Here is a 16,307-nt window from a genome sequence, read left to right on the forward strand (position 1 = left end):
TTATTGTTATGCCTGGCCTGCACACGGGCCGCGTGCTCAAGGCACCGCGCCCGTGGCGACGGATCAGATCGGGTAGTGCCGCGGGCCGTTCTGCAAGGTGACCCAGCGCAATTGGGTGAAGTGTTCGATCGAGGCCTTGGCGCCAAAACTGCCGTAGCCGCTGGACTTGACGCCGCCAAACGGCATCTGCGCCTCGTCATGCACGGTGGGCCCGTTGATATGGCAGATACCCGACTCGACCCGTTGCGCCAGGGCCAGGGCCCGCCCGGTGTCGCGGCTGAAAATCGCCGCCGACAGGCCGAACTCGGAATCGTTGGCCAGGCGCAACAGCTCTTCATCACCGTTGCCGCGCAGTACTACCGCCACCGGGCCGAAGGACTCCTCGCGGTACAGGCGCATCGACTCGGTCACGCCGTCGAGCAGGGTCGGCTGCAGAATGCTGCCGTCCAGTTGCCCGCCGACCACCCGCTGCGCGCCCTGCTCCAGGGCGTCGTCGATCAGCGCCTTGATGCGTGTCCCGGCGCTGGCATCCACCAGCGAGCCGAGCACCGAATCTGCGGCCGCCGGGTCGCCGGCGCGCAGGCTCTCGACCTTGGCCGCCAGCTTGGCGACGAAGGCATCGGCCACCTTGGCATCGACGATCAGGCGCTCGGTGGACATGCAGATCTGTCCCTGGTTGAAGTAGGCGCCAAACGCCGCGGCCGCGACAGCCGCATCCAGGTCGGCGTCGTCCAGCACCAGCAGCGGCGCCTTGCCGCCCAGCTCCAGCAGGGCCGGCTTGAGGTGGCGCGCCGCAAGCTCGCCGACAATCCGCCCGACATGGGTCGAACCGGTGAAGTTGACCCGGCGCACCGCCGGGTTGGCGATCAGGCGCTCGACAATCGCCGCGGCATCGGCCGGGGCATTGCTGATGACGTTGACCACGCCATCGCCCAGGCCGGCGTCCTGCAGCACCTGGCCGATCAGGCGATGAGCCGCCGGGCTCAGTTCGGACGCCTTGAGCACCACGCTGTTGCCGCAGGCCAGGGGCATGGCGATGGCCCGGGTGGCGAGAATCACCGGGGCGTTCCATGGCGCGATGCCCAGCACCACGCCGCAGGGTTGGCGCAGGGCCATGGCGAAACTGCCGGGGACATCCGAAGGGATGACTTCACCGGTGATCTGGGTGGTCATCGATGCCGCTTCACGCAGCATGTTGGCCGCCAGGCGCACGTTGAAGGCGTACCAGTTGGCCATGGCCCCGGTCTCGCCGGCGGCGGCGATGAATTCCTCGCTGCGGGCCTGCAATTGCTCGGCGGCCCTAAGCAGGCGGCTGCGGCGTTCGTTGGGGGCCAGGGCCGCCCAGGCGGGGAATGCGGCCTGGGCCGCGGCCACGGCGGCGTCGGCATCGTCCAGGGTCGCGGCGGCCACGCGCGATACCACCGCGCCGGTCACCGGGTTGCGGCGTTCGAAGGTTCGACCGTCGCCGGCGGGGCGCGACTGGCCACCGATCAGCAGGGGCACGTCCAGCATGGTGATTCCTCTTGTTGTCTTTGTCGGGAATGCAGCGCAGCGGTGTAACAGTAATGCCAGGGGCGCGGCGAACAGCGGGAGGTGCCCGCCGTTCGCCGGCCGGGCTCAGCGTTTATACGCCTGCAGGCCGGGCTTGATGCTCTTGTCGTCGAGGAACTGCTTCATGCCCTGCTCGCGGCCGCCTTCGGTGTCCAAAAGGCGCGACTGATCGAGCTTGGCGTACAGGTAGTCTTCGTTCTGCTCCCAGGTCAGCTCGCGGCAACGCTTGAAGCCGTGCTTGGCGGCACGCAGCACCACCGGGTTTTTCTCCAGCAGATTGCGCGCCAGCTCGATCGTGACTTCACGCAGTTGCGCCAGGGGCACGCTTTCATTGACCAGGCCCATCTCGGCGGCTTTCTGCCCGCCAAAGGTCTTGCCAGTCATGATGTAGTACAGCGACTGGCGATGACCGACGGTGTCGGCCATCGCCTTGCTCACCAGGTTGCCCGGCGGGATGCCCCAGTTGATTTCCGAGAGGCCGAAGGTCGCCTCATCGGCGCAGATCGCCAGGTCGCAGGCCACCAGCGGGCTGAAGCCGCCACCGAAGCACCAGCCGTTGACCATGGCGATGGTCGGCTTGGCGTACATGCGCAACATTTTCCACTGCCACTGGGAGGCTTCGCGACGGATTTTTTCCTGAAGAATCTCCGGGCCGGCATCCACCTCGCGAAAGTACTCCTTGAGGTCCATGCCGGCGGTCCAGGCTTCACCGGCGCCAGTCAGCACCAGCACGCCGGCGGCCGGGTCCTGCTCTAGGGTTTCCAGCACGTCGATCATTTCCCGGTTCAGGGTCGGGCTCATGGCGTTGCGCTTTTCCGGGCGATTGAGGATGACCCAGGCAATGCCCTCTTCGATTTCGACCTTGACCGTTGTCCAGCGACCTTCGTAGTTGCTCATGGCGATGCTCTCTTGTTCTGGCTTGAAGATGGGTCGAAATTAAACCGACAAATTAGTTATGTCAATTAACTATTAATTGAATTAACTATTTTCCCTGCCCCTGGATAAAATCCTTCTGCAGCCACTGCCAGCACAGGCAAACGTAGCTATCAGCGGCAGACCCCGGCAAACTGGATAGCCTTGTTAACCGACCCAGGATGTTTTTGTCATGGCCAAGCCCGCTCCCCTCGCCGACCCGCGCGAGGCCCCACCCGCCAACGCCGAGGTACAGGCGCCGCTGGATTCGGCACTGGACGAACTGATTGGCTACGCCATGCGTCGCGCCCAACTCAAGCTGTTCCAGAACCTGATCGGCCGGCTCTCGGCCCACGACCTGCGCCCCGCGCAGTTCTCGGCCCTGGCGATCATCGACAGCAACCCGGGGCTGATGCAGGCCGACCTGGCTCGCGCCCTGGCCATCGAGCCGCCGCAAGTGGTGCCCCTGCTCAATAAACTGGAAAGCCGCGCGCTGGCGGTGCGGGTGCGCTGCAAGCCGGACAAGCGCTCTTACGGGATTTTTCTGAGCAAGACCGGCGAAACCCTGCTCAAGGAGCTCAAGCAGATCGCCGCGCAAAGCGACGTCGACGCCACCTCGGCCTTGAGCGCCGGGGAGCGCGAAGAGCTGCTGCGCCTGCTGAAGAAGGTGTACCAGGACTGAACCCAAGGTGCCGGCACAGGGCCGGCACGCTGACGCAGCAAGGCGCTTGCGGGCCTACCAGATCGGCAAGGTGTAGAGCACCAGGAAGCGGGTCTGGTTTTCATCGCGGAACGCCGCGCCCGCCGGGAAATCATTGCGATAGATCGACTTGCGCGCCACCAGCCCGAGGTTCTTCAACGGGCCGCTCTGCAGCACGTACCCCAACTCCATTTGAAACTCGCGCTCCTTGCGCTCACTGGCATTGAACGCCGCCAGCTCGATATGGTCGCCGCGCACGTAACGCAGCCGACTCTTGAGCCCGGGCAGGCCGGAGGCGGCAAAGTCATAGTCGTAGATGGCTTGCCAGGTGCGCTCCTTGGCATTGAGAAAGTCCGAACTCATGGTCAGCTCGCTCATGCCCATCAACTCGGTGCCGGAGATGTAGGGCGTGGCCGTGTCGCCGCTGGAATGCATGTAGCCCAGGCTCACCCGGTGCCCGCCGAACTTGTAGCCAAACAGCGCCGAGAGGTTGCGGTTGTCGACCCGGCCGGCCTTGGCGCTGCCGTCTTCCCGGCTGAAAAAACTGCGCAGGTCGCTGCTCAGCACGCCATCGCCCAGGGGCAGGTTATGCAGCAGGGCCAGAGTGTCCTGCTGGTAGAGGTCGGCCACCTGGGCGTGATAGGCGCGCAGGCCGAGGTCCTTGTTGACCTGGTAGTCGCCCCCCAGGTACGCCAGGTGCGAGGTGCTGGCCGTGGCATTGAAACGCCGGTTGGGCGAGGCAATGGTCATGGCCTGGTAGTCGGTGGAGTCGCGCTTGTTGATGCGATCGATGTAGCCGGTGTTGAGGGTCAGGCCGTCGATATCCCTGGAACTCAGGGTGGTGCCACGAAAGGTCTGCGGCAGCAGGCGCGACGGGCTGGCAAAGGCAAACGGCAGGAAGATCGAGACATCGCCGGTCTTCACCGTGGTCTGGGCAAAGCGCAGTTTGGCGGTGGGCGCCAGCCGCGAGTATTCATCGGCGGCGCGCTTGTCGCTGGCCGACACCGGCAGCAGTTCGGTGCCGCTGCGGTCCGGCGAGGAATCGAGCTTGACCCCCAGCAGCCCGCGCACATCCAGGCCGAAACCGACGCTGCCCTCGGTGAACCCCGACTCCATGTTCATGATGAAACCCTGCGCCCATTCCCGCGCGGCGGTCTTCGCCCCATCGTCCTTGTAGTCGCGATCCAGGTAGTAATTGCGCAGGGTCAGGGTGCCGTGGCTGTCGTCGATAAAACCCGCCGCCCAGAGTGGGCCAGGCAACAGGCTCAAGCCCAGCAAGGCCAGAGCCAGCCGCGTGGGGCGACTGGGCACACAGGAAGCTGACGCCGCAGCAACGGCGTTGGTGGGGATATTTGGCATGTCCGATGTCCATTTTTTGTTGTTGTTTTAGGTGTCGAGCGAGGGCCTGGCAGCCGACGTCGCGGACAGAGAATGGAAACAGCCCAAGCCTTACGTCAATCACAAACGACCGATAATCGAACATTAATATTATTATCTATTTTTTAAAAAAATCCTCAGTGTCAGTTTATCTATCTGATTTAAATCACATTATTTGCATTTATTGTCCGAAATTAAGGCGCTATTCATTTTTTAGTTATCTTTGTTATCTTAATCACCAGCCACCAGCGCCGGCGCATTCAGGCTCGGCGTCCGGCTGGTCACCACAACAAAAACAACAATGAGGTTTGCCCATGGACAGTCCATCGCGTCGTTCGACGCTGACCATCGCTTTGTGTTTTATCGTTGCGCTGATCGAGGGGTTCGATCTGCAAGCGGCCGGCACCGCCGCTGCCGGATTGCGCCAGAGCTTCGCCCTGGACCCGAAGATGATGGGCTGGGTGTTCAGCGTCGGGATCATCGGCCTGCTGCCCGGGGCGTTCTTCGGCGGCTGGGTCGCCGACCGTATCGGGCGCAAGAAGATCCTGGTCGGCGCGGTGCTGCTGTTCGGCCTGTTCTCGCTATGCACGGCCTACGTCGAGAGTTATTCGAGCCTGCTGCTGGTGCGCTTCATGACCGGCCTCGGCCTGGGCGCGGCGCTGCCCAACCTGATCGCCCTATGCGCCGAAGCGGTGAGCGAGCAACGTCGGGGCACCGCCATCAGCGTCATGTACTGCGGCGTGCCCCTGGGCGGCGCGCTGGCAGCGGTGGTGGCGATGTTCTCCAGCGAACATTGGCAGACCACTTTTATCATCGGCGGCCTGGTACCACTGCTGGTGGTGCCGCTGATGGCCTGGCTGCTGCCGGAATCCAGCGCCTTTCGCCAACACACTACCAGTGCCGGCACCCGCCGTGCCTCCACGACCCAGGCGCTGTTCGGCGAAGGTCGCGGGCGCACCACACTGGCCTTGTGGCTGAGTTATTTCTTCACCCTGACCGTGATGTACATGCTGCTCAACTGGCTGCCGTCACTGCTGCTCGAGCAAGGCTTTAGCAAACCCCAGGCGGGGCTGGTGCAGATGCTGTTCAACATAGGCGGCGCCCTTGGCTCGCTGCTCGGCGGCCTGCTGCTGGATCGCTGCAACGGGATCAAGGTGGTGCTGTTCGTGTACGCCGGGTTGCTGGCGGCGCTGGCCGGGGTCGGGCTGTCCGTGGGCATTGTTCCCATGACCGTGGCCGGTTTTGCTGCCGGGCTGTTCGTGATGGCCGCACAATTGGTGCTCTATGCCCTGGCGCCGCCCGCCTACCCGACCGCGGTGCGTGCCACCGGCGTCGGCGCTGCCGTGGCCATCGGCCGCCTGGGCTCGGTGGCCGGGCCCCTGGCCGCCGGGCAGATCCTCGCCGCCGGCGCCGGCACTGCGGGCGTGCTGCTGGCCACGTCCCCAGGGCTGGTCATCGCTGCGCTGTCGATCCTCACTGTCATCGCCCGGGCCAACGCCACGCCTGAGCTCAAGCCGGCGCATTGAGCCGAGGCGGCAATGCGGGCCAACGCCACACCTGGGCTGCGGCAACCCCGAGTCCAACCCGGGTGTCGCCGCGATCAACGCCTCAGAACGTCAGGCAGATTTTCCCCAGGTGCGCGCCCGAGGCTTCATGGGCGAAGGCCTTGGCGATATCCGCCAGGGGGAAGGTACTGTCGATGATCGGCTTGATGCCGGTGGCTTCCAGGCCCCGGACCATCTCGATCTGCTGCTGGCGGCTACCGACGATCAGCCCCTGCAGGCGCTGTTGCCTGGCCATCAGCGCCGCCGTCGGCACCGGTCCGGCCCAGCCGGTGAGCACGCCGATCAGGGCGATGTGCCCGCCAATGCGGCACGCGTTGATCGACTGCGGCAAGGTGCCCGGGCCACCGACTTCCACCACGTGATCGACGCCGCGGCCGCCGGTGAGCTTGAGCACTTCAGCACCCCACTCGGGGTGGGTGCGATAGTTGAGGGTATGGTCGGCCCCCAGCTCGCGCACCTTGGCCAGCTTGGCGTCCGAGGAGGAGGTGGCGATCACCGTGGCGCCCATGGCCTTGGCCAGTTGCAGGGCGAAGATCGACACCCCGCCGGTGCCCAGCACCAGCACGGTTTCCCCGGCCTTGAGCGCGCCGTCCACCACCAGTGCGCGCCAGGCAGTCAGGCCGGCGGTGGTCAGGGTCGCCGCCTCGGCATGGCTGTAGCCCTTGGGCGCATGGGTGAACCAGTGGCTGGGCTGGATCACCACTTCACGGGCGTAACCGTCGACGCCATCGCCCGGAGTGGTGCTGAAATCGGCGATCGCCGGGCCGCCATCGTGCCAATGGGGAAAGAAGCAGGACACCACCGCATCGCCCACCTTGAACTCGCTGACGCCCTCGCCCACCGCTTCCACGACCCCGGCGCCATCGGCCATGGGAATCCGCCCGTCGGCGGTAGGCAGCGCGCCGGTCACCACGGCGTAATCGTGGAAGTTCAAGGAACAGGCATGGATACGCACGCGGATCTGCCCGGCGCCGGGCTGGCCGGGGTCTGCCAGCTCCACGCGCTTCAGGTTGTCCAGGGATGCCGGCAGGCTGAGCTTGATGGCTTGCATGGGATGCTTCTCCACAGATCGATAATCATCAGGGGGCTAACCCTACCACCAATACCGGCTATCTGTAGCCGCTGCACAAGGCTGCGAACGGCTTGGGCGGCATTCCGACGCAGCAGACGCAGGTTTTCAGGGCCGCCACAGGCTCGGCTCGGGACCGCCAGGCAAGGCCCTGCGGGCCTTTGCGCAGCTTCGCGGGCTCAGCGGATGGTGTCACGCTCCGCCACCCTTGCTCGCACAAAACACTGCTCGGTCACTGGCGCGCCCCATTGCTCGCCCTCTTGCTCCTGCACCAGCACAAAGCCCTGTTCCTCATATAACGCGCGCGCCGCATCCAGGCCCTTGAAGGTCCACAGCCGGGTGACGACAAAACCCCACTGGTCACAAAAGCCCAGGGCCTCGGCCAGCAGCCGCCGGCCCAGCCCTTGGCCGCGGGCGGCCTCATCGAGAATGAAGCAACGCAGGAGCGCCTCGCCGCCCTCGCCCTCCCCATCAATGGCGATGGAACCGACAATCCGTTCCCCCTGCAGCGCCACCCAGACTTCATTGCGCGGGTTGTGCAAACGCCCCATCAATTCGGCCATGTCCCGCGCCACCAGGCTTTCGAAGGGCTGGCCGAAACCCGCCAGATCCGCGTAGTAACGGGCGTGCATTTCGGCGATGCGGCCAATCACTCCGGGCCGGTAGCCACGGGCGATGGAGCAGCGCTCGGGCGGCTCGGGCACGTCTCCCAGCCGCACCGCACGCAATGCCCGGGCGTAGTCGGCGATGCCCGCACAGGCGCTGCGCTGCTGTGCCGGGCTCAGGTGGGCCAGGGCCGCGGCCACCTGGGCCTGGGCGAAACGGTCGATGCCGGCCAGGGTCTGGCGCCCCCGGGCGCTGAGCTGCAGCTTCTTGGAGCGGGCGTCCTGGTCATGGGCCTGCTCGCTGATCTCGCCGGCGTCCACCAGCTTGCGCACCAGGCGGCTGACGCTGGATTTCTCCAGGCCCAGCAGGGTCACCAGGTCACCGGCGGTCAGGGCATTGCCCTGGCCGATCTCCAGCAGTGCGTGCACCGCCGAGGGTGGGTAGTCGGTGGCGGCCAGGGTGGCCTGCATGAAGCCCAGCTCGCGGACCATCTGCCGGGAGGCCTGGCGCAGTGATGGGATAAGGGAAGCGGATGAACTCGGCATGGGCGTGACCTCGCAAGTGAGGCATTTAGTTGTAACTTGCAACCAATTAAACCTCAACCCTGCTCACTTTTCCGAGTGACAGTCAGCCCTGGTGAACGGCAATAAAAACTCAAGCACTCACTAATGAGAAGCATTACCATAAACGCCCATTTCACCCACCTCGACCCCGGAACCCTTATCGATGGTGCCCAACCCTTCGCTACAGCACGCCGTGGGCGAGCTCTACCTCCAGCATCACAACTGGGTGGTGCAACTGCTGCGACGCAAGCTCGGCAACCAGGACCAGGCCATGGACCTGGCGCAGGACACCTTTGTGCGCATCTTGCGCAGCGAGCGACTGCCGGTACTGCGCGAACCCCGGGCCTACCTCAACACCGTGGCCAGCCGCCTGTGCGGGCAGTATTTCCGGCGCCAGGCCCTGGAGCGCGCATACCTGGAAACCCTGGCGCAGCTGGAGCCGCAGTACCAGCCCTCGCCGGAAACCCGGCTGCTGGTGCTTGAGGCCCTGGACGCCGTGGGCCAGGTGCTGGACGGCCTGGGCAGCCGGGTGCGCGAGGTGTTTCTGCTGTCCCAGCTCGAAGGCCTGACCTACCCGCAAATTGCCCAACGCCTGCAGCTCTCGGTCAACGTGGTGCAGAAAGCCATGCTCAAGGCCTACCGCCACTGCTACGCGGCGGTGTACCCGGGATGAACGCCTTCCAGCCAGTGGACGATCAGGGCGCCGTGGAACAGCAGGTACTGGACCAGGCCCTGGAGTGGCTGGTGCTGCTGCAATCGGGCATCAGCCCCCCCGAGCAGCAGGCCGCCTGCCTGGCCTGGCGCCGGGCCGACCCGCAGCATGAGCTGGCCTGGCAGCGCCTGGCCGGCATCGGCCAGGACCTGCGCGACAGCACCCGCAGCCTGCCCGCGCCCCACGCCCGGCAACTGCTGCAGGCTCGCAGCCACCCCGGGCGGCGCACCCTGCTCAAGGGCATCGTCGGCCTGGGCGTGGTGGCCGCCAGCAGCTGGAGCGTGCGCGAAGGGTTGCTGTTGCCGCAGCTGTTCAGCGACTACCACACCAGCACCGGCGAGCGCCGCCAGCTGCAACTGGCCGCTGGCGCCAGCCTGCAACTGGACACCCGCACCAGCCTCGACCAGAAGGCCAGCCCCCAGGGCCTGCAACTGCGGCTCAACAGCGGCCGCCTGTTGCTGACCCTGGGCAACGCCGCGCCCGTGCAGGTCACCACCACCGATGGGCAGATCCAGCTCGCCCCGCGCTCGCAGTTGATCCTCAGCGTCGGCTTGCCGGGCATCAACGGCACCCGGGTACAACTGCTCGCCGGCAGCGGCTCGGTGAGCACCGCCCATGCCCCTGCGCTAAGCCTGGACCCGGGCCAGCAAGTGGATATCGCCCAACAGCGGATCAGCGCCCTGGCCGCCGTGCCCACCACGGCCAATGCCTGGACCCAGGGCCTGCTGATCGCCGAGCGTCGCCCCCTGGGCGAGGTGATCGCCGAACTCGACCGCTATCGCCCCGGCCTGCTGCGCTGCTCCGCCGAAGTCGCCGGGTTGCGGGTTTCCGGCTCGTTCTCCCTGGACCAGCCGGACGCCAGCCTCGATTTGCTGGCCAGGACCCTGCCGATTCGCATCCGGCGGGTAATGGGGTACTGGGCCTCCGTGGACGCTGCCTGATTGTTTTCCTGTTTTTTTCAGGGCGGCGGCAGTTTTTTCAATCTCGTGCATCAAGACCAGGGAAGAAGCTGGAAAACAGCTCAGCGCCATCCCTTCCCAACCCACGGATTTTCCTTATGCACATTCGCCTTACGCCCCTTGCCGCGACCTTGCGCCCGGTCATCATCGGCCTGTCCATCGCCAGCACCAGCCTGCCGCTGCTGGCCGCCGAAACCGGCGCCGCCGTGACCGACCACCAGCAGCGCGACTACGCCATCGCCCCAGGCAACCTGGACCAGGTGCTGGGCATCTTCGGCCAGCAATCGGCAAGCATGATCGCCATCGACGCCAACCTCAGCGCCGGTAAGCGCAGCACCGGCCTGAATGGCCGTTTCAGCGTGGACGAAGGCCTGCAGCGCCTGCTCAAACCCCTGGGCCTGCAAGCCGTGGCCGAGGGCGCGGGCTATCGGGTAATACAGGCCAGCGGCGGTGAACGGGTCGAGCTGGGAGCAACCACGGTCACCACCAACCAGCTGGGCACCGTCACCGAAGGCAGCGGCTCCTACACGCCGGGCACCATCGCCACCGCCACCCGGCTAGTGCTGACACCGCGGGAAACCCCGCAGTCGATCTCGGTGGTGACCCGCCAGGCCATGGATGACTTTGGCCTCAACTCCATCGACGAGGTGATGCGCCATACCCCAGGCATCACCGTGGCCACCTACGACAGTGACCGCACCAGCTACTACTCCCGCGGTTTTGCCATTCAGAACTTCCAGTACGACGGGATTCCGATCCTGCAGGACGCACAGTACTCCTCGGGCCACACCCTCACCGACACGGTGATCTACGACCGCGTGGAAATACTCAAGGGTGCCACCGGCCTGCTCACCGGTGCCGGTGGCCCCGGCGGCACCATCAACATGGTGCGCAAGAAACCCACTGCCGAATTCGCCGGGCACATCGACCTGGGGGCCGGTTCCTGGGACAACTACCGTTCGCAGGTCGATGTCAGCGGCCCCCTGACCGACAGCGGCAATGTCCGCGGGCGGATGGTCGCCGCCTATCAGGACAAGAAATCCTTCCTTGACCACTACCAGCGCCAGACCAGCGTCTACTACGGCATCCTCGAGTTCGACCTGTCACCGGACACCCTGCTGACCGTCGGCGCCGACTATCAGGACAACGACCCCAAGGGTTCCAGCTGGTCGGGCAGCAGTTCGCTGTACGACTCCAAGGGCAATGCCATCAGCACCTCGCGTTCCTACAACAACGGCGCGAGCTGGAGCCGCTGGTCGCAATACACCCGTACCGCGTTCACCACCCTGGAGCACAGCTTCGCCAACGGCTGGGTGGCCAAGGCCCAGTACAACCATCAGATCAATGGCTACAACGCCCCCTTGGGTTCGCTGATGTCGCCCAATGCCGAGACCGGCATCGCCTCGCTGCTGACCCGCAAGTACACCGGCGAAACCGTCAGCGATAGCGGCGACCTTTACGCCACGGGCCCCTTCGACCTGCTGGGGCGCGAGCATCAGTTGGTGGTCGGTGCATCGATCTCCAACTCGCACTGGAAAGGCCGGGACTTCACCAGCGCCACCAATCACGACAATTTCTACGACTACTTCAACTGGGACGGGCACAGCCCCAAGCCCGATTGGGGCAGCATGACCAAGAAGAACGACGAGACCACCCGCCAGAGCGCCGGCTACATGACTGCGCGCTTTAGCCTCAACGATGATCTTTCGTTGCTGCTCGGCAGCCGGATCAACAACTACGAGGTCAGCGGTACCAGCCGGACCAAGGACACCGGCAAGGTCATTCCCTATGCTGGGGTGGTCTACGACCTCGACCAGAACTTCTCCGTCTATGCCAGCTACACCGAGATCTACCTGCCCCAGGACGACTACCGCGACCGCAACGACAAGGTGCTCAAGCCCGACGAAGGCACCAACTACGAGGTGGGCCTCAAGGGCGAGTTCTTCGACGGCCGCCTGAACTCCAGCCTGGCCTATTTCGAGGTGCATGAAGAAAACCGGCCAGTGGATGACCTGGCCTACAACGCCAACCCCACCACCCCCGGGCTGGACTATGCCTCCAAGGGCATCAAGTCCAAGGCCAAGGGTTATGAAGCGGAAATCTCCGGAGAGGTCGCTCCCGGCTGGCAACTGCAGGCCGGCTACACCCACAAGATCATTCGCGACCAGAGCGGGGCCAAGGTCTCCACCTGGGAACCGGAAGATCAGGTCAACCTCTATACCAGCTACAAGCTGACCGGCAGCCTCGACAAGCTGACCCTGGGCAGCGGCGTGCGCTGGCAGGGCACTGGCTGGAAGATACTCAGCAACTACGGCAAGGGCACCGAGGAAAAATTCGCCCAGGACCCTTACTGGCTGGTGGACCTGATGGCCCGCTACCAGATCACCGAGAACGTCTCGGCCACCCTCAACGTCAACAACCTGTTCGACAAGAAGTACTTCACCAACATCGGTTTCTACAACTCGTCGTACTACGGCGACCCGCGGAATGTGATGCTCAGCACCCGCTGGAACTTCTAAAGCCCCACCGTCGTGGCCCGCCCCGGCAGCGGGTGGCCACGGCGCTTGCCGCCCCTCTCTGTAGCATTTGCTAACCCTTGCCGCCGACCGTTGCGCCGAAATTCCTGCAGCCGTCGCGGCACATCTGTTAAAACGCGTTTTCGACTGTCCTGCGGTGAAGCCTTCCATGTCCCCAACCCTGCCCCAGCGCCTGCGCCGTCGCTGGTTTTCCCTGCTGTGCATGGCCGCGCTGGTGGTCGGCCTGCCGGTGAGCTGCGCGGTGCTCGAACACAAGGAACGCCAACTGGTGTTTCGCATCGAGCCCGGCACCGCCGGCTGGTATCGCGGCCTGCCGAGCACGGTGCAGGAATTCGAACTCAAGCCGAAAAGCTTCAAGGCCGGGCAGAACATCCACGCCTGGTGGTGGCCGGCACAACGCGCCGATGCCCCGGCGATCCTCTACCTGCACGGGGTCCGCTGGAACCTCACTGGCCAGCTGTTTCGCATCGAGCAGCTGCACGCCCTGGGTTACTCGGTGCTGGCCATCGACTACCGCGGCTTTGGCCAGAGCCACGGCGACCTGCCCTCGGAAAGCAGCGTGTATGAAGACGCGCGCATCGCCTGGGAGCGGCTCAAGGTCTTGCAGCCCGACGCCAGCAAGCGCCTGATCTACGGCCATTCCCTGGGTGGCGCGGTGGCCATCGACCTGGCCGCCGAACTGGGGCGCCAGGCCGCCAGCGCCAAGGCGCCGACCGCCGCTCGCGGGCTGATCGTCGAATCCACCTTCACTACCCTGGCCGACGCTGCCGCGGCGGTGACCAAGACCTCCCTGCCGGTGCGCTGGGTGATGTCGCAGAAGTTCGACTCCATCGACAAGATCCGCGAGATCGGCATGCCGCTGCTGGTGGTGCACGGCCTGAAGGACGACTACGTGCCGCCGCGCCTGAGCAAGGAATTGTTCCAGGCCGCCCTGGAGCCGAAGAAACTGCTGCTGGTGCCCGGCGGCACCCACAACAACAGCATGAGCCTGGCGGGCAAGGGCTACGGCCAGGCCATCAACGCCCTGCTGCGGGCCAAGCCCGGCCAAAAATTCGCCGGCCCGCCCCCCACCGCCGCCCCCACCAGCTGAAGCTGGCTTGTATAGGAGCTGGCTTGCCAGCGAATGGGCCCGCGGCACCTGCAAAAAACCTGTCCCTAGACGTCCCTCACGCAGCCGGCTGAGCCACCACCATGACCACCACGGTCTTGGCCAGGAATGCCGGAGACTGCTGATTGATCGAATCGGCCAACTCCAGGGCCGCCGCCTTGACCGCAGGCGCCGCTTCGCGCAAGGCACGGACCATCTCCAGGCGCGCGGGCTCGCTGTTGAGCACCCGCATGAAAAGCGTCTGCGCCCACCTCGGGCTGTGTCCCTGCAAGCCGGGCAGCGCCGCCAGCAACGCCGGCACATACACAGCATCATCGAAATGCTCGGCGGCGTGAATCAGCGAAAACATCACCTCGTCATATTCGGCCTCATCGTCGAGCAACGACAACAGCGGGCCAATGCTGGCCGGGTCGGCCAACTGGGCCACCTCGGCGATGCAGGCGTCGATGCGCCGCACAAGGTTCTCGCCAGGGTCGTTGAAGGCGTTTTCGAGCTTTAGCAGGATGTCGGTCAACGCGTCGAATTTCATGGGTACTCGCCAGGGAGCTCGAAGGGAGGGAGGCGCAACGATACGCCATCGACACCATCCGCGAAATCGGCATGCCGCTGCGGGTGGTCCATGGCCTGAAGGACGACTACGTACCGCCGCGCCTGAGCCTGGCGGGCAAGGGCTCCGGTCAGGCCATCAACGCCCTGGTGCATTCCTTCGCCATGAACCGCGCCAACTGGCCGCTGCGCGGCTCGCCGGCAAGCCGGCTCCTACGGGTGCACACCCGCTCATCCGTAGGAGCTGGCTTGCCAGTGAAGAGGCCCGCAAGAGCGTCGCATTCCTTCGCCACGAACCGCGCCAACTGGCCGCTGCGCGGTTCGCCGGCAAGCCGGCTCCTACAGGGAGAGGCCGAGCTTTTCGTAGGTGGCGGCCGGTGGCGGGCGCAGGGCTTCGCCGATGGTGCGCAACTTCAGGCAGGTTTCCTGGTATTCGCTCGCAGGGTCCGACTCGCCGACGATGCCGCAGCCGGCAAACAGGTGCGCCTGGTTGCCGCGAATCAAGGCCGAGCGCAGGGCCACGGCAAACTCGCCATCGCCCTCGGCGTTCAGCCAGCCCACCGGGGCGGCGTACCAGCCGCGGTCCAGTTGCTCATGCTCGCGGATATAGCCCAGGGCCTTGCCCCGAGGCAGGCCGCCCACCGCCGGGGTCGGGTGCAGGGCATCCACCACTTGCAGCAGATCGACCTGGGGCCGCAACCGCCCCAGCACCGGGGTCAGCAGGTGCTGGACGTGGGCCAGGCGGTGCAATTGCGGCTGCGGGGGAATCTCCAGCATCGCGCAGTAGGGCTGCAGGGCTTCGCGCAGGGTCTGCACCACCAGGGCGTGTTCATGGCGGTCCTTGGCGCTGTCCATCAGGGCCTGGCCCAGTTCCGCGTCCTGCTGCTCATGCTGGCCGCGCGCGCAGGTGCCCGCCAGGGCCACGGTGTTGAGGGTGCCGCGGGCCAGGCGTACCAGGCGTTCCGGCGTGGCGCCGAGAAAGCAGCTGTCGCCACGGCTGAAGGCGAACAGGAAGGCCTGGGGATAGGCCGCCCTGAGGTTTTCCAGCAGCGGCCCGCAAGGAATGCTGCGGCTCGCCCGCAGGCAGACTTCCCGGGCCAGTACTACCTTGCTCAGCTCGCCGCCCTGGATTCGCGCGATGGCTCGGGCCACGCAGTCCTGCCAGCGGTCGGCTGCCTGGGTGTCGTCCTCGGCCTGGGTGCCAACGGGCATCTGTGCCAAGGGGGCGTGGGTATAGCGCGCCTGCAACAGGGCCCACTCCGCCTCCAGGGCACCGGCGCACTGGGCCACGTCGGCGCCGGGCTCGATCCACAGGCTGAACAGCCAGTGCTGCTGCTCGCCTTCGCGCAGCAGCAGGATCCGCGGCAGCACCAGGGACGTGGCGGCGAACGACTGCCACTGGGCACTGCGCGGGCCCTGGGGGTCGAAGGCAAAGCCGCCGCACAGGTAGGCCCGCTTGGGCCCTACCTGATGGGCCTGCAGCAGCAACTGGCGCCAGGCCTGGGTACTGGCGGCAAAACGCTCGGCGGCCGGCGGGCTGATTTCTTCGGTGCAGCCGAACCCGGCCAGGGCCAGGGCGCCCTGGTCGCTGGACCAGAACAGGCTCTGGCCGAACACCTGGCGGTTGGCGGCAAACAGCCGCAGCGGCTCCAGGCGCTCGGCGGCCAGGCTGTACACCACCAGCACCGCCCGCCCCCTGCGTCGGGCCAGGGATTCGCCCTTGCGCAGGGCCCGGGTCAAGCCGGACAGGCAGGATTCACTCATCTTGGGCTCCTTGATCCAGCCCGTGCTGACGGCGCCAGTGGCGCACTTGCTGGGCAATGTTCCAGTGGATGATCTGGGCAAACAGCGGCACCACGAACATCGGGTCCAGGCTCGCCTGCTCGGCCCATTGCCGACGTTGCGGGAGCATCGCCGCAACCCGCTCCGGGGCGGCAATGCTGTCCTCGGTCGGCTTGAACTGCGCCGCCGCCTTGACGTAGGCCAGGCGCAGGCCCAGGGCCTGGATGATCTGCTGGTCCATGGCGTCGATACCGCAGCGGACGTCGTCCAGGCCGCTGCACTGCTCGGGTGTCTTCATGTCGGGGTCTACCAAGGGAAAA

The 16,307-nt window shown here is 65.7% G+C and carries 14 protein-coding genes; 6 read left to right on the forward strand and 8 right to left on the reverse strand.

Annotation, left to right across the window (positions count from 1 at the left end):
• Nucleotides 1–63: 63 nt before the first annotated feature.
• Nucleotides 64–1,512 (reverse strand): aldehyde dehydrogenase, encoded by a 1,449-nt coding sequence (locus KI242_RS18245; protein ID WP_212805404.1) that lies wholly within the window; start codon nt 1,510–1,512, stop codon nt 64–66.
• A gap of 105 nt (nt 1,513–1,617) precedes the next feature.
• A complete protein-coding gene (locus KI242_RS18250; protein WP_053159124.1) occupies nt 1,618–2,448 on the reverse strand; it encodes a p-hydroxycinnamoyl CoA hydratase/lyase in 831 nt (276 codons plus the stop codon).
• Nucleotides 2,449–2,656: 208 nt separating this feature from the next.
• Between KI242_RS18250 and KI242_RS18255 the strand changes: the two genes are divergently transcribed.
• Nucleotides 2,657–3,145 carry a MarR family transcriptional regulator gene (locus KI242_RS18255; protein WP_015635949.1) on the forward strand — a complete coding sequence of 163 codons (489 nt, stop codon included), beginning with the start codon at nt 2,657–2,659 and terminating at the stop codon, nt 3,143–3,145.
• 54 nt (nt 3,146–3,199) lie between these two features.
• Here KI242_RS18255 and KI242_RS18260 read toward each other — a convergent pair whose 3' ends face one another.
• A complete protein-coding gene (locus KI242_RS18260; protein WP_053152276.1) occupies nt 3,200–4,522 on the reverse strand; it encodes an OprD family porin in 1,323 nt (440 codons plus the stop codon).
• Between the two features lie 332 nt (nt 4,523–4,854).
• Between KI242_RS18260 and mhpT the strand changes: the two genes are divergently transcribed.
• Complete coding sequence (gene mhpT / locus KI242_RS18265) at nt 4,855–6,066, forward strand: 3-(3-hydroxy-phenyl)propionate transporter MhpT (RefSeq protein ID WP_015635951.1); 1,212 nt, start codon at nt 4,855–4,857, stop codon at nt 6,064–6,066.
• Nucleotides 6,067–6,148: 82 nt separating this feature from the next.
• Here mhpT and KI242_RS18270 read toward each other — a convergent pair whose 3' ends face one another.
• Both KI242_RS18270 and KI242_RS18275 read right to left on the reverse strand, forming a co-directional pair.
• Nucleotides 6,149–7,156: an NAD(P)-dependent alcohol dehydrogenase gene (locus KI242_RS18270; RefSeq protein ID WP_053152280.1), complete on the reverse strand. Its 1,008-nt coding sequence runs from the start codon at nt 7,154–7,156 to the stop codon at nt 6,149–6,151.
• Between the two features lie 197 nt (nt 7,157–7,353).
• The gene (locus tag KI242_RS18275) at nt 7,354–8,325 is read right to left on the reverse strand and encodes a bifunctional helix-turn-helix transcriptional regulator/GNAT family N-acetyltransferase (RefSeq protein WP_212805405.1); all 972 of its coding nucleotides are present in this window, start codon (nt 8,323–8,325) and stop codon (nt 7,354–7,356) included.
• 181 nt (nt 8,326–8,506) lie between these two features.
• Between KI242_RS18275 and KI242_RS18280 the strand changes: the two genes are divergently transcribed.
• The 4 genes from KI242_RS18280 (at nt 8,507) to KI242_RS18295 (ending at nt 13,641) form a co-directional block, all read left to right on the forward strand.
• On the forward strand, nt 8,507–9,016 hold the full coding sequence (locus KI242_RS18280) for a sigma-70 family RNA polymerase sigma factor (RefSeq protein ID WP_011061763.1): 510 nt from the start codon (nt 8,507–8,509) through the stop codon (nt 9,014–9,016).
• Complete coding sequence (locus KI242_RS18285) at nt 9,013–9,996, forward strand: DUF4880 domain-containing protein (protein ID WP_212805406.1); 984 nt, start codon at nt 9,013–9,015, stop codon at nt 9,994–9,996. The genes KI242_RS18280 and KI242_RS18285 overlap by 4 nt, the downstream gene beginning before the upstream one ends.
• A gap of 116 nt (nt 9,997–10,112) precedes the next feature.
• Nucleotides 10,113–12,533, forward strand: coding sequence for a TonB-dependent siderophore receptor (locus KI242_RS18290; RefSeq protein ID WP_212805407.1), 2,421 nt, complete (start codon nt 10,113–10,115; stop codon nt 12,531–12,533).
• Nucleotides 12,534–12,699: 166 nt separating this feature from the next.
• On the forward strand, nt 12,700–13,641 hold the full coding sequence (locus KI242_RS18295) for an alpha/beta hydrolase (RefSeq protein ID WP_123430602.1): 942 nt from the start codon (nt 12,700–12,702) through the stop codon (nt 13,639–13,641).
• Nucleotides 13,642–13,717: 76 nt separating this feature from the next.
• Here KI242_RS18295 and KI242_RS18300 read toward each other — a convergent pair whose 3' ends face one another.
• The 3 genes from KI242_RS18300 to KI242_RS18310 all read right to left on the reverse strand — a co-directional run bounded on the left by KI242_RS18300 (nt 13,718) and on the right by KI242_RS18310 (nt 16,285).
• Nucleotides 13,718–14,188, reverse strand: coding sequence for an Imm30 family immunity protein (locus tag KI242_RS18300; protein ID WP_123430601.1), 471 nt, complete (start codon nt 14,186–14,188; stop codon nt 13,718–13,720).
• A gap of 356 nt (nt 14,189–14,544) precedes the next feature.
• Complete coding sequence (locus KI242_RS18305) at nt 14,545–15,969, reverse strand: isochorismate synthase (RefSeq protein ID WP_103290098.1); 1,425 nt, start codon at nt 15,967–15,969, stop codon at nt 14,545–14,547.
• Nucleotides 15,962–16,285 (reverse strand): isochorismate lyase, encoded by a 324-nt coding sequence (locus KI242_RS18310; protein WP_041752761.1) that lies wholly within the window; start codon nt 16,283–16,285, stop codon nt 15,962–15,964. The genes KI242_RS18305 and KI242_RS18310 overlap by 8 nt, the downstream gene beginning before the upstream one ends.
• Nucleotides 16,286–16,307: the final 22 nt, after the last annotated feature.

Origin of the sequence: Pseudomonas sp. Eqa60 (assembly GCF_018326405.1) — a bacterium.
GTDB classification, from domain to species: Bacteria; Pseudomonadota; Gammaproteobacteria; order Pseudomonadales; family Pseudomonadaceae; genus Aquipseudomonas; species Aquipseudomonas protegens.